Annotated in this window: 12 protein-coding genes; 10 read left to right on the top strand and 2 right to left on the bottom strand. The window is 72.1% G+C overall.

The window, feature by feature from the left end:
- The first annotated feature begins 51 nt into the window (after positions 1-51).
- From ACOOHC_RS13335 to ACOOHC_RS13300, 8 genes are all read left to right on the top strand, one after another.
- Complete coding sequence (locus tag ACOOHC_RS13335; RefSeq protein ID WP_420450899.1) at positions 52-978, top strand: diacylglycerol/lipid kinase family protein; 927 nt, start codon at positions 52-54, stop codon at positions 976-978.
- A 405-nt stretch (positions 979-1,383) separates the two neighbouring features.
- A complete protein-coding gene (locus ACOOHC_RS13330) occupies positions 1,384-2,871 on the top strand; it encodes a hypothetical protein (RefSeq protein ID WP_420450898.1) in 1,488 nt (495 codons plus the stop codon).
- Positions 2,872-2,874: 3 nt separating this feature from the next.
- Positions 2,875-4,404 (top strand): MBOAT family O-acyltransferase, encoded by a 1,530-nt coding sequence (locus tag ACOOHC_RS13325; RefSeq protein ID WP_420450897.1) that lies wholly within the window; start codon positions 2,875-2,877, stop codon positions 4,402-4,404.
- Positions 4,404-5,570, top strand: a complete 1,167-nt coding sequence (locus tag ACOOHC_RS13320; RefSeq protein WP_420450896.1) for a hypothetical protein — start codon at positions 4,404-4,406, stop codon at positions 5,568-5,570. The genes ACOOHC_RS13325 and ACOOHC_RS13320 overlap by 1 nt, the downstream gene beginning before the upstream one ends.
- A 64-nt stretch (positions 5,571-5,634) precedes the next feature.
- Positions 5,635-5,859: a hypothetical protein gene (locus ACOOHC_RS13315; protein ID WP_420450895.1), complete on the top strand. Its 225-nt coding sequence runs from the start codon at positions 5,635-5,637 to the stop codon at positions 5,857-5,859.
- A gap of 21 nt (positions 5,860-5,880) precedes the next feature.
- Positions 5,881-6,657, top strand: coding sequence for an alpha/beta hydrolase (locus ACOOHC_RS13310; RefSeq protein WP_420450894.1), 777 nt, complete (start codon positions 5,881-5,883; stop codon positions 6,655-6,657).
- Between the two features lie 532 nt (positions 6,658-7,189).
- Complete coding sequence (locus ACOOHC_RS13305) at positions 7,190-8,494, top strand: stealth family protein (protein WP_420450893.1); 1,305 nt, start codon at positions 7,190-7,192, stop codon at positions 8,492-8,494.
- Positions 8,495-8,506: 12 nt separating this feature from the next.
- A complete protein-coding gene (locus tag ACOOHC_RS13300) occupies positions 8,507-9,445 on the top strand; it encodes an FkbM family methyltransferase (protein ID WP_420450892.1) in 939 nt (312 codons plus the stop codon).
- A gap of 33 nt (positions 9,446-9,478) precedes the next feature.
- Here the strand turns inward: ACOOHC_RS13300 and galE are convergent, their stop codons facing one another.
- The gene (gene galE, locus ACOOHC_RS13295) at positions 9,479-10,483 is read right to left on the bottom strand and encodes a UDP-glucose 4-epimerase GalE (protein ID WP_420450891.1); all 1,005 of its coding nucleotides are present in this window, start codon (positions 10,481-10,483) and stop codon (positions 9,479-9,481) included.
- Between the two features lie 118 nt (positions 10,484-10,601).
- Between galE and ACOOHC_RS13290 the strand changes: the two genes are divergently transcribed.
- Both ACOOHC_RS13290 and ACOOHC_RS13285 read left to right on the top strand, forming a co-directional pair.
- Positions 10,602-11,720 carry a hypothetical protein gene (locus tag ACOOHC_RS13290; RefSeq protein ID WP_420450890.1) on the top strand — a complete coding sequence of 373 codons (1,119 nt, stop codon included), beginning with the start codon at positions 10,602-10,604 and terminating at the stop codon, positions 11,718-11,720.
- A 62-nt stretch (positions 11,721-11,782) separates the two neighbouring features.
- Positions 11,783-12,781, top strand: coding sequence for a hypothetical protein (locus ACOOHC_RS13285; RefSeq protein ID WP_420450889.1), 999 nt, complete (start codon positions 11,783-11,785; stop codon positions 12,779-12,781).
- Between the two features lie 78 nt (positions 12,782-12,859).
- On the opposite strand, the gene ACOOHC_RS13280 is transcribed toward ACOOHC_RS13285, so the two are convergent.
- The gene (locus tag ACOOHC_RS13280; protein ID WP_420450888.1) at positions 12,860-13,594 is read right to left on the bottom strand and encodes a methyltransferase domain-containing protein; all 735 of its coding nucleotides are present in this window, start codon (positions 13,592-13,594) and stop codon (positions 12,860-12,862) included.
- Between the last annotated feature and the right edge of the window lie 70 nt (positions 13,595-13,664).

Genomic DNA, 13,664 nt, shown 5'->3' with positions numbered 1-13,664 from the left:
GTCGACGGCGGCGCGGCGCACGGCCCGTCCCCCCAGCCCGAGGAGATCCACGTGAGCGACCCCGCCACCCCGCCCGACGCGCACCACCGGCGCCTGGTCGCGATCGCCCAGCCCGACACCGAGGAGGCGGCGGAGTTCGTCGCCGCGTTCGACGACGTCGACGACGTCGAGGTGGAGCTGATCGAGACCACCGGGGAGGAGGAGGTGCGCGAGGTGATCGCCCGGGTCGTCTCCGAGGGCGTCGACACGATCGCCTCGGTGGGAGGTGACGGCGCGCTCAACCTGGTGATCGGTGGCCTGTGGGATGCCGGCGGAGGCGGGGGAGCGGCGCTGCGCGACGTCACGGTCGTCCCGGTGCGCTCGGGTACCGTCAACCTGGTCTCCAAGACCATGGGCCTGGATTCGCTCGACACCACGGTCGACGCGATCGTCGCCGGACGTTCGCGCGCGATGGACGTCGGCCGGAGCGAGGCCGGCGTGTTCGTCCTGAACTCGTCGTCGGGCTACGACGCCGCGGTGATCGGTGACGCGGCCGACCACAGCGACGCAACCCTGGGCCAGGTCCGCTTCGCGGTCGAGGGCATCAAGCGGTTGCGCGACGAGGACCCGGTGCACGTCACCGTGCGCTGCGACGGGGTGCAGCTCCACGACGGCCCGGCCATGAGCGTGGTCACGATGAACATCGGCGAGCGGGCGTCGGACGACTTCCACGTCGCTCCGGATGCCGAGATCGACGACGGCCTGCTCGACGTGGCCGTCATCCGCGCCGAGTCGCTCAGCCGGTTCCTGGGGGTGATCGTCAAGCTCGCGCTGCGTCGCGACGTCGAGCGCCGGCACCTGGTGCGCGCCCAGGCCGAGCACGTCGAGATCGAGTGGTCCCGCTCCGTGGCCAGCCAGCGCGACGGCGACGCCGACGACGAGGTGACGTCGCTCGACGTGCGCGTCCACCCCGGTGCGCTGCGGATCCACTGCGCCTGAGCGATCACGATCGCGCGAGTGGGATTTCTTCCGAAACCGAGGTGACGGCGGGCGTGAGCTGTGCTGGAATGTGCGGACCAGAGAGAGGAGGTGGTCCACACGATGTCAGAGAATTCGAATGGGACCCTGGAGGTGGTTGGCCGCTAGGTCAACCGGCTGGACCGGCCTGGCGAATCCACGCCAACCACCGCTGATCCCCGTCGCCGCAGCTGGTCCCAGCGGCGTCCACCCCGACTCCGGTCGACGGTGGAGATGACGGAATCAGTCCCGACAGTCCGATCGATGCCAGGCCCGCCGGGCCTGGCATCGTCGCGTCCGGCCCCGTGCCGGGCTTCACGTCGGCCGGACTCGCGGACGGGTAGCGTCGCCGAGGTGGGCGTCGACCGTGCGCGACGGAGCGCTGGCGTGCTGGTCTGCACGGCCGTCTGCGTGGCCACGGCGCTCGCCGGGTGCGGTCGGGTCGAGCTCGAGGCGGACGTCGCCCCCCTCGCACCGGGCGACGCCCCCGACCTCGGGAGCGACGCCCGCTCCGAGTGCGTCCCGCTGGTCGTCGAGGACGAGTACGGCAACGACGTCGAGCTCGACAGCTGCGACGTCGGCGGAGCGAGCGCCGCCGCCCCGGGCGGAGGAGCCCCCGGTCGCGCGATCCCGGTCGACGAGCTCGATCGAGCCGTCGCCGGCGTCCCGTCGTCCGAGGCGCGAGACGCCCTCGACGCCGCGCTGGTGGCGTCGTCGAACCTCGCTCGCCGGTGCGACGATCCCGACGCGTGGGCGGTCGCGGCCGTCGACGTCGCGGACGCGATCGTGCGCGTCGCGGATCTGGTGACCGCCGACGTCGAGCTCGAGGACTGGCGCGGGGGAGACGACGCGGACCGGATCGGCGACGCTCTTCGCGACCGGCTGCTGCTCGCCGACGGGTGCGCGTCCACCCCCGGGGACGCCGACGAGATCGACGCGGTGGTCGCCGCGGCCGGCCGCGTCGCCGGCGCCAACGACGACGTCGCGATCGCCCTGCGAGCGACCGCGCCCGTGGTGTTCGGCAGCGACCTGTGGTACAACGCGAACGCCCTCGTCCACCTGATCGACCTCGCCCGCGTCGAGCGTCGGGTCGACGTGCTGATGATGGGTCCGTCGACCGCCCTGCGGGGGTTCGATCCGCTGGCCGTCACGGGGTCGACCGGTCGGGAGACGTACAACGCCGGGCTCGGCGCGCTCCCGCTCGACCTGCAGGGGTGGTGGTACGAGATGCTCACCGGAACGGGGTGGGACGCCGTCGATCCCTCGACGGTGGTGCTCGGGTTCAACACCTGGATCGCGTTCCGCGCCTGCGAGGACGAGCAGATCGCAGCGGTCGCCTCCGCGGCCGAGCTCCGTGCACGGGCGTACGAGTCGGTGGGCCTGGGCGACGTCGCACCGGCGCTGCGGATCATCGGAGGGCGCGAGCCCACCTACACCGGGGCGGTGCTCGACGCGAACCGCGAGGTGTTCGGTGAGGGAGCGGCCGGGCGTGCGGTGATCGCCGAGGAGTTCGACCCCGAGACCTTCGACCTGCAGCTCGAGATCAACACCGCCCGGCAGTCGTTCGGGGCCGAGGCGTGCGTCGGCCGGTCCGCAGCCGAGCGCGCGCTGATCGACGCGATCGTCGCCGACGGGCGCGAGGTGCTGCTCGTCGTCCTGCCGACGAGCGACGCGATGGCGGACCTCCATCCGGACGGACGTCGGGGGCACGACGCGATCGTGGCGCGCTACCGGGAGATCGCCGCGGAGGTCGGCGGCGATCTGCTCGACCTGTCCGATGCGACCCCCGAGGACCTCTTCGTCGACCTCACCCACCTCGACTCGGCCGGCCGAGCGCTGATCAGCGAGCGGGTGGCCGGGGCGCTCGGCAGCTGAGCGATGGTCTTCAACTCGATCACCTTCGCGGCGTTCCTGCCCCTCGTGCTGATCGCGCACTGGGCCGTGCCGCCGCAGAAGCGGAACCTGGTCCTGCTCGTCGCGTCCTACGTGTTCTACGGCTGGTGGGACTGGCGCTTCCTCGCCCTGATCGCGCTGTCGACGGTCGTGGACTTCGCGGTCGGCCTCGCCATCGGCGCGAGCCGCGACGAGCGGTCCCGTTCGCGCCTGCTGGCGGTCAGCCTCGTGGTCAACCTCGGGGTGCTCGCCGTGTTCAAGTACGCGGGGTTCTTCGTCGACAGCGCGAACGAGCTGCTCGGCGGGCTCGGGCTCTCGGCCGCCGGCCCGACGTTGGAGGTCCTCCTCCCCGTGGGGATCAGCTTCTACACCTTCCAGACCATCTCGTACTCCTTCGACGTCCACCGACGACGGATCGAACCGACGGCCGATCTCGTCGTCTTCGCGACCTACGTCGCCTACTTCCCACAGCTCGTCGCGGGGCCGATCGAGAGGGCGCAGCGGTTGCTGCCGCGCATCGCGACGCCCGCGGCGCGCACGTTCCCCCGGGGCCGCGACCTGGACCGGGCGATGTCGCTGTTCCTGTCGGGGCTGTTCAAGAAGGTCGTGCTCGCGGACGGGATCGCGCCGGTCGTCGACGAGGTGTTCGCCGACCCGGGCGGTGCGTCGGGGATCGCGGTCGCCGCAGGGGTCGTCGCGTTCGCGATCCAGCTCTACGGCGACTTCAGCGGCTACACGGACATGGCCCGGGGGGTGTCGGAGCTGTTCGGCATCGACCTGATGGTCAACTTCCGCCAGCCGTACCTGTCACGCAACATCACCGAGTTCTGGCGCCGGTGGCACGTCAGCCTCTCCGACTGGCTGCGCGAGTACCTGTACATCCCGCTCGGCGGCAACCGGGGGAGCGGGGTCGCGACGATCCGCAACCTGATGATCACGATGCTGCTCGGCGGGCTGTGGCACGGCGCCTCGTGGAACTTCGTCGTCTGGGGAGCGATCCACGGGGTCGCCCTGGTCGTGCACCGCCTGGTCGCCGGAGGGCGGGTCCCGGTGCGGAGGCTGTCGATCACCCAGGTCCCCGCCATCCTCGCCACGTTCGCGATCTGGTGCGCGTCGATGGTGTTCTTCCGCGCGGCCACGCTGGCCGACGCCGGCGCGGTCCTGTCCGCCCTCGCGACGCCCCTGGCGGGCCGCCGGGCCTGGGGGAGCGTCGGCCTGGTCGCCGTGTTCGCCGTCGTCACCGTCGCCCTCGACCTCGCGCAGCGGCGCGCCGACGAGTCGAACGTGGCGGAGCGCGACCGCGACGGCGCCGACGGCGAGCGCACCCCCGCCCGGGCCCCCGCCGGGTCGCTCTCGCCCCGTCGCGTCGCGGGGTCGTGCGGCGCCGACCTCGTGTCGGCCCGGCGCCTCCCCGCGAGCTCGGCCGGGCGTGGAGTCCTCGCCGGGGTGGCGGTCGTCGCGATCGTCGTCTACTCCGGCGGCATCCCCAGCCCGTTCATCTACTTCCAGTTCTGATGAGCACCGAGCCGCCGACCCGCGCCCACGCTGCCCACCCGGTGTCGCGCCGTGCCCCGACCCCGCCCGACCCGGTGGACGACGGCCGCCTGGAGGTGCTGCCGACCGGTCGACCCGCCCTCGGGTGGGTCGCGGCCGTGGTCGCGGTCGTCCTGCTCGCCGAGGTGCTCGCCCGCGTCGCGGTCGCCGAAGCGCCACCGGAGATCCGGTGGTACGACGCCGGAGCGCAGCGTGCGGTCGCCGCCATGGACCGGCGCGGCGCGGCGGGAGACGACGTGGACGTGGTCTTCGCCGGGACCTCGGCGGCCGCGCAGGCGTTCGTCCCGGCGGCGTTCACCGCTGCGGACCCCGCCGGTCGCAGCGCCCTCAACGTCGGCCTGGCCGGCGCGGTCCCGACGGTGACCGGGCCCTGGCTCGTCGACGAGGTGCAGGAGCGACTGGGGCCCGACCTCGTCGTGTGGGGCCTGACGCCGCTCGATCTCGCGCCGGCGTACGGGGCGGACCAGCTCGACGCGTACCGGAGCGCGGTGGAGACGCGGTCCGGCTGGCTGGCGTCGCTCGACCGAGCGGTCGGCCGCACCTCGGAGCTGGTCCGCTCGCGCCGCATCCTGCGGGATCCGGCGTCCGTCGTCGGGGGTGCCGCCGACGAGCGAGCGGCCGAGCTCGCGGCGCTCGACGCGACGACGGGTCCCGACGGCGAGCGGATCGACTTCACGGTCGACACCTCGCCGGTGCGTGCCGCCGTGCAGCGAGCCCGCCTCGCGGACTTCGCGATCGACCCCGCCGACACCGCGGCGATCGTCGACGCGATCGAGGCGTCGCACGCCGCGGGGGTCGAGGTCGTGCTCGTCGAGCTCCCGTCGCCCGACCGGCTCCGAGCGCAGCTTCCGGGGGGCGATCGCGACGCGGCGCTGGCGACGGCCGCGATCAGCGAGCTCGGGGAGCGGGCCGCCGTGGACGTGATCTCCATGCCGCGCGCGCTCGGCGGCTCCGATTTCGTCGACTTCACCCACGTCGACGCACCGGCGGCGGCTCGCGTGAGCACGTGGATCGCCGAGCTGCTCGCCCGGCGGGCCGAGGTTCCCGTCGGGAGGTGCACCGACCCCCGCCTCGTCGACCGGTGGGGGTTCGCGGTCGGGGTCGAGGTGTGCCGCAACTCCCCGTGAACCCGCCGCCCGCGGGTGGTCGAGATGCCTCCGCCGGCGGCGGGGTGGAGTAGCTTCCACCGTCGTGGCGCACCACCCGAAGTACGAGGGCTACAACCTGATCGGCGACAAGCGGACCCAGCTCGTCTACGACCTCGAGACCCTCGATGACCACGCCGTCATCGACGAGATCGCCGCGGCCGGAGTCGGGCTCGTGTTCGCCCCCGACACCCTCGCCGAGGCGAAGAACCGCGGCTACAGCCTCGCGAAGCCGGGCGAGAAGCGGCGGCACCGCGCCCCGCGGGCCTGAACGGAGCCGAACGTGCCGGGGATGGATTCGACGTTCGTCTCCCACGGCCTCGAGCTGGTGTGCCACGTCGGTCGACCGCCGGGAGACGCGCAACCCGGGCCCGGGATCATCCTGTGCCACGGCTTCCCGATCGGCCCTCTCGACGCGGAGCGCTCGGCGGGGACGTTCCCCCAGCTGATGGACCGTGCGGCGAACACTTTGAACTGCGTGACGATGACGTTCAACTTCCGCGGGTGCGGAAGGAGCCAGGGTGACTTCTCGCTGCAGGGGTGGGTCGACGACCTGCGCAACGCCATCTCCCACCTGATGACGGTGAGCGAGTCGACGGGGGTGATCCTGCTCGGGACGAACACCGGGGGTTCCATCGCGGTGTGCGTGGGTGCCGACGATCCACGGGTGACGGCGGTCGGCCTGCTCAGCCCACGCGCCGACTTCGACGACTGGGCGGACCACCCACGTCGGCTCCTCGACCACGCGCGCGAGATCGGGGCGATCCACGATCGTCGGTTCCCGGCGTCGATCGACGAGTGGACGCGCGAGTTCCGCCGCTTCCGGCCGGTCGCCTCGGCGCGCCGCTTCGCCCCCCGCCCGATGCTCGTGATGCACGGCGACGAGGACGACAGCGTGCCGGTGTCCGACGCGCGCCAGCTGGTCAACGCCCACGGCGACGCCGAGCTCAGCCTGCTGAGCGGTGCCGGCCACCGCCTCCGCCACGACCCGCGTGCGATCGCGATCCTCCTCGGCTGGCTCGACCGGATGCGGTCGATCCAGCACCACCCCAGCTCCGTCGCCGGCTGAGTCGTCGCGTCGTCGGGTGGCCCGGGCCCGGCCGGCACGTTCATCCAGCCGCCTCCGGGAGTTCATGTAGGGTTCACCCGGTGCGTTCGGTGGTGATCGCCATCCTGCGGCGGGCCGATCTGCTCGACGGGTACTTCTCGGTTCGCCGGAGCCTGCGGGGGTGGGCCTCGGCGAGCCGCTCCACCCTGGTCCGCTCCCGACTGCGACGCCGGATCGGCGACCTCCCGCCCGGGCACGTGTGGGCGCGGTCCGAGTCGTCGTGGTGGGTCGCCCGGGCGGAGAGCGCGCTGCGCACCGACGACGTCCGCATCGCCAACCTCGAGCTGGTCGACCGGATCTGCACGTCGGCCGGCGTGGCGCACTTCCTCGTCCCGACGGGCAGCACGTTCCGCACGGCGATCGGCGTCCCCGCCGACCAGCGCCCCCGGGTGCTCGCCGCTCTCGAGGGCCTCGTGCCCGAGCCGTCGTCGCCCATGACCAGCGCTCCTTCGCCGAGCCGTGGGGCGAGGCGTCGGCCGCCACCCGCCGGCGCGTGGAGGAGGGCTCGGCGATCGACGTCTTCACGTGCCACGCGTCGCCGGCCGGTGACGCGCCGATCGGGCGCGACCACCGCTGCACCCTGCAGTTCTGGGACGAGCACCGTGATCGTGACGCCGCCGACACCCAGGACGACGGGACGGCGGCCGAGCGGCCGACGGTCATCGGTTCGGACGTCCCGGTCCAGCTGCGCTCACCGGTGGCCAACCGGATCGCGTCCTCCATGGGGCGCGATCGCCTGACGAGCTCCGAGGTGGTCGTCGGCGGGATCGAGCTGGCGACCGCCCCCGAGTTCCGCTGGTTCCAGCGAGGCACCGAGCCGCCGTTCCCGATCGACGTCGTCTACACGTGGGTCGACGGCGACGATCCCGAGTGGCGTCGGCGTCGCGACCGTGCGCTGGGCGTCGCGGCGTCGACGAGCCGTGACGGCTCGTCGTCCGAGCGCTACCGCTCCTTCGACGAGCTGCGCTACTCGATGCGATCCCTGTGGCAGAACGTCGCGTGGGTCGGGACGATCCACCTCGTCACCGACCGGCAGGTCCCGGCGTGGCTCGACGTGGACCACGAGCGGATGCGCGTGGTCGACCACACCGAGATCTTCGGTGACCCGGCGGCGCTGCCGACGTTCAACTCCCACGCCATCGAGTCCCAGCTGCACCACATCGACGGCCTCGCCGAGCACTACCTGTACCTCAACGACGACGTCTTCTTCGGCCGACCGGCCGAATGGTCGACCTACGTCGACCGATCGGGGCGGACCCGCTTCTTCCCGTCCAAGGCGCGCTTCGAGCCACGCGACCCGTCGCCGTTCGAGACCTCGGTCGACAACGCCGGCAAGAACCTGCAGCAGCACCTGTTCGCCGTGACCGGGTGGGCGCCCACCACGAAGATCAAGCACACCCCCCACCCCCAGCAGCGCTCGCTGCTGTACGAGATGGAGGAGGTGTTCGCCGACGCGTTCAAGGAGACCAGCCTCTCGCGCTTCCGCTCCACGAGCGACATCTCGTTCGCGGCGGCGATGCACCACCGCTACGGCGAGGCGATCGGGCGGACCCAGGAGGGGACGATCAACTACCAGTACCTCAACCTGTCGGGCCCGAACCTGTCCGATCGCCTCGACGCTCTGCTGGGCTCTCCGTTCGACACCCTGTGCCTGAACGACGGGGACATCCCGCCCGGCGAGCACGAGGCGGTGCGCGCCCGGGTGGAGGTGTTCCTGCGTCGCCGGTTCCCGTACGCGGCCCCGTGGGAGCTCGACGCCGACGCCCCGGCATCGTCGCCCCGCACGCCCCCGGTCTGACAGGATCGGCGGGTGCCGCTGTTCATCCCCCTGCCGCCGTCGCGCCGTCGCGGTGGGCCGTCGCACGTCGACGTCGTCGACGGCAGCTCGACCGCCGTCCAGCGCATGCTGCGCCGCGAGGGGCTCGCCGGGTACGAGCCCTCGACGATCGCCACCTTCCTCGCCCTGTGCGAGATGCAGGAGGACGGGTTCGCCTTCTTCGACGTCGGAGCCAACGTCGGGCTGTACTCGGTCCTGTGCTCGTCGCTGTTCTCTCCCGGCGCGGTGGTGGCCTTCGAGCCCACGCCCGAGACCGCGCGGATCGCACGCGTGATCGAGCGGGTCAACGGGCTCGGGTACGCCGTGGTCGAGTCGGCGCTGGGTCGCGAGCCCGGGACGGCGAAGCTCCACCTCTCGGCGAAGTCCGATGCGAGCAACTCGATGGTCGAGGGGTTCAAGGCGAGCACCGGGACGGTGGATGTCGACGTCACCACGATGGACGACCACGTGGCGCGCTCCTCGATCGCGCCGTCGGTCGTGAAGATCGACGTCGAGACCTTCGAGCCCGACGTGGTCGCGGGGGCGGTGGGGACGCTGCGCCGTCACCGGCCGAGCGTGATCGTGGAGGTGCTGCACCGCCGTGGCCACGACCACGGGATCGAGCTGACCGCCGCCCTCGACGGGCTCGGCTACCGGTACCACCGCATCTCGCCGTACTCCGAGTGGGATCCCGAGCCGGTGATCTCGGGCGATCCCGAGGGCGTGCACTGCGACTGGCTGCTCACCGCCGATCCGCTACCCGACGACTTCATCGAGCGGGTCGAGCGCTGGGAGCGCGCCCTCGCGGCGTGCGACAGCTCGCGCAACCGCAGCACCCCGGTGCCGAGCGACCTCGATCGGATCGCCGCGGCGGGTCGCACGGTGGCGGGAATCGCCCGTCGTCGCGCCCGTCGGCTGCTGGATCGAGGGTGACGATCCTCTCGGAGGTGGGGATGCGGCGAGGCGTCAGCGGCCCTGGTCGAGCTGGCTGCGATGCCAGGCGTACGCCGTCTCGATGATCTCGTCGAGGTCGTAGCGGGCTCGCCACCCGAGCGTCTCCTCCGCGAAGGTGGGATCTGCGAAGGTCGCGATCGGGTCGCCGTCTCGCCGGGGCTCCATCGAGTAGGGGACAGGGTCGCCCGACACCCGCTCGGACGCTTGGATCACGTCGAGGACCGACGAGCCGGTACCGGTCCCGACGTTGACCGCGGTCGACGCGCCACCGCGTCCGAGGTACGCGAGCGCCTTGACGTGGGCGTCCGCCAGGTCGTCGACGTGGATGTAGTCGCGGATGCAGGTGCCGTCGGGGGTGTCGTAGTCGTCACCGAACACGGCCAGCTCGCGGTCCCCGAGCAGCAGCGCCTTCATCACGACCGGGACCAGGTTGATGGAGTGCGTCCAGTCCTCCCCGATGCGACCGTCGAAGCTGGCGCCGGCGGCGTTGAAGTAGCGCAGGCTCACCGAGTTGAGCCCGTTCGTCTGGCCGTACCAGGAGAGGATCCTCTCCACCATCGCCTTGGACTCGGCGTAGACGCTCTCGGGCTGGATCGGAGCCGTCTCGGTGACCGGGACCTCGGGTGGGGTGCCGTAGACCGAGCACGATGACGAGAACACGACGTCGCGCACGCCGGCGGCCATGCACGCCTCGTACAGCTCGACCGAGCCGGCCACGTTGTTGCGCCAGTACTTCTCCGGCGAGCCCATCGACTCGCCGACCGACTTGTAGGCCGCGAAGTGGACGAGCTGGGTGACGCCGTGATCGCCGCACGTGGCGCTGACCAGATCGCGGTCGGAGATCTCGCCCACGACGAGGGGGGCGTCGATCACCGCTTCGCGCCGACCGAGCTCGAGCGAGTCGAGCACGACGACGTCGCGCCCGGCCTCGCGCAGCGCGCGGACGGTGTGCGAGCCGATGTAGCCGGCACCGCCGGTCACCAGGACCGTTCCGTCGAGGGAGGAGGGTTCGCTCATCGGCGCGACCGTAGCGGTGCTCGCGCGGTCGCGCCCGGAGTTGGACGACCACGGTGGCGCCGACGGTGGTCGCGGCGATGTCGACGGGCACGGCCGGAGCTTGGCTACGGTCGCCGGGGTGTCGGACGACGTCCAGGACCCCGTGTCGGATCGGGTCGCCACCGAGCCCCCGTGGTCGGTCGACCCGACCCGCTGGGGTCGTCGCCTGCTCGGGGCGCCGGTCCGCCGTGGGACGGCGCTGCTCGTCGTCGTGGTCGTCGTGCGCTCGGGCATCGGCGTCTACGACCTGACGATGGTGGAGATCACGCAGCGGTTCCCGATGCCGCACCCGTCGTACAAGGGGGTGTCCGTCATCGGTCCGGCGCTCGCCTCGTGGCTCGGCGTCGACGCGAACAGCACCTGGGTGCTGCTCCACGCCCCGATCGTCGTCGCGGTGCTGTCTCTGTGCGTCGTGCTCGTCGGCCGGGGCGCGCCCGACCGTCGCACGGCGATCACGGTGCGCGCCGTCGTCCTCGCCTCGGGCCTCCCGGTGGTCCTCCTCGGCCGGATCGGCCACTACGACGTGTGGTTCGCGCTGGGGAGCGTCCTCGTCGTGCTCGCTCCGACGCTGCCGGCGGCGTTCGTGGGAGGTGCGGTCCTCGGAGCGACGAACATCTCGCAGGCGGGCGTCGCGCTGGTCGCCTGCGCGCTGTGCGCGGGGGCGACGGGTGCGCGCTTCGGGGTGCGGCTGGCCACGGCCGCCGTCGGTGCGCTCGCCGCTCGCGCGCTCGTCGGCGTCTGGTACCGCTCCAACGGCGTCGAGGTCGACTCGCGCGTCGCGCACCTGACGGGGCAGCTCACCCGGTCGATGGAGGGCTTCGCCCGTTCGGCACCGCTCGCCGTCTGGTCGTGGTTCGGCGCCGCGTGGGTGGTCGTGATTGCCCTGGTCCTGATGCCCCGCTCCGCGACGCATCGTGCGGCGGTTGGGGTCGGGCTCATCGGGCTCCCCGCACTGGCGTCCGTCACGACGCTCGACGGCACGCGCGTCTTCGTCATGGTCTCGCTCCCGGCGCTCCTGGTCCTCCTCGCCCGGGTCAGCACCGACGGCGTGGCCACTCCGGAGCACGCGACGATCGAGCGTGCGACCTGGACCGCGGTCGGCGTGATGCTGGTGACGCCCGGGCTGATGACGTGGGTCGACGGTGAGATCCTCTCCCCCTGGGGGTCGCTCCTCGGTCACCTCACCCGCGTGCTCTGAGTCGCGGCCGGCCCCGCTCCCGCACGTCGCCGACGGCGTCGGACCCCGAGTAGCTTCCGCGCATGGAACGACGTGGCTCGCGACTCGCGGAACTCGCCAAGCGGGTGCGCGGGGACGCGTCGATCCGTGCCAGCACGCGCCGGCTGATCGATCGGATGGATCGCATGGAGCGATCGATGCGATCGTCGATCGAAGCGGCCGGCTCGCGGCCGTCCCCGGTCGAGCGGTCGGCTCTCGTCGAGCCGACGACGCCCCACCTGCGCGTCCTCGTCGACGAGTACGAGACGTGGGTGCGGTCGTGGCTCGACGAACGGCGGCCGTGGTACACGACGGGAGCCACCCGGTGGCTCGAGCGCAACGTCGGCTCGCACGACGTCGTGTTCGAGTACGGCGCCGGTCGCTCGACGCCGTGGTGGTGCGAGCTGTCCACCCACGTCACCACGCTCGAGGCGTCACCGCGGTGGATCGCGTACCTCAACTTCTACCTGTCCGAGCGTCCCGAGCTGCTGGCGCGCTCGACGATGATCCACGTCCCGTCCGATTGGAACCCGTCGGCGCCCGATGGGTTCAAGCAGTACTGGAAGGAGCACGCCCCCTCGCTCCGCCTCGGCATGATCGACGAGCTCGAGCGGCGGTACCTCTCGATCGAGCCCGCGCGCGACACGACCGTCCTGGCGTTCGACGGTTCGATCCGTGCGCTCACCATGGCCCGCTGGGCTCTCGACGGGTCGTTCGGGCGACCGGACGTCGTCGTGGTCGACAACACGGAGAACGGTGCCACATCCGCGCTCGCCGGGCTCGTCGTCCCCGACCACGAGCGGCTCGACTTCGTCGCGGGTGACGACGACATCGTCCCCGCCCACCAGGGCGGGAAGCACGTGACGACGGTCTTCGTGTCCCCGGATCGGGCGCGGACGGCGGATCGCTCCGGGGCGCTCGACGACGACGCGCCGCTGGCGGCGCACCAGTCCCGGCCGGATCCGTCGCCGGACGAGATGTCCGAGATCCTGGCCGGGTACCGCCGACGGCTGGGAGAGCTCGGCATCGTGGTGGGAACGTGACCGCGACGGGGTCGGCCGCACCGGCGGCGCTCGATGCGCGACGTCGTGCGTACCCTCCGCTCCCGAGAGGAGGCCGGGTCACCGGCGCCGGAGGTGGAAGGTCGCGTAGTTGATCTGGACGTTGATGCTCCGGACGAACAGCACGTCGAACCCGGTCTCGTTCGCGAGCGCCCAGAACTCGTCGATCTTGTACGAGTTGGCCGTGATGTGGCGTTCCCGGTACTCGTCGAGGGACCCGATCGGGCGGAACCTCGGATCGTCGTTGTCGTAGCGGATCTGGACGACGCCCAGCGCGTGCGGCGCGGTCACCTCGTGGATGACCTCGAGGACGGAGCGGCCGTAGCTCTTCGACGGGAAGTGCTGGAAGACAGCGGTGCTGACGAAGAGCTCGATCGGCGAGTCGACGTGGGCGAGGATCTCGGAGGGGTCGTCACGGACGAGGACCGGGCGGAAGACGTCGTCGTAGCCCTCCTCGCGGATCATCCGCTCGGCTTCGTCGAGGTTGCTCCGCGAGATGTCGACGCCGTAGTACCGCTCGGCGATCGGTGCGAGGGCCAGGAGGTTCGTTCCGCCCCCCGGACCCCACTCCAGGAAGGTGCGGCGGCGACCCGCCATCGAGATGGGCGATCCCAGGTAGCGGTGCGTGAGATCGAAGCTCGCCACCGTCGACCGGCCGATCGCGCGCCACCGATCGTCGTCCTCCCAGCGTCCGATGCCTCTCCAGTGCGACTGCTCCCGGCGATACGTCTCGTCGGCCGCCCCCTCCCAGACCTGTCGTGCGACGTGGGTCTCGCAGGAGACGTCAGAGGTCATCTCCCACCCTCCCACCTCGCTCCGAGACGGGTCAACCCCGCGACCGCCGCCCGGCGCCGCCGGCGGGGTG

It is taken from the genome of Ilumatobacter sp., from assembly GCF_965215205.1.
In the GTDB taxonomy this organism is placed as follows: Bacteria; Actinomycetota; Acidimicrobiia; order Acidimicrobiales; family Ilumatobacteraceae; genus Ilumatobacter_A.
Note: the sequence above shows the minus strand (reverse complement) of the source record. Positions and strands in the feature narration are given on the sequence as shown.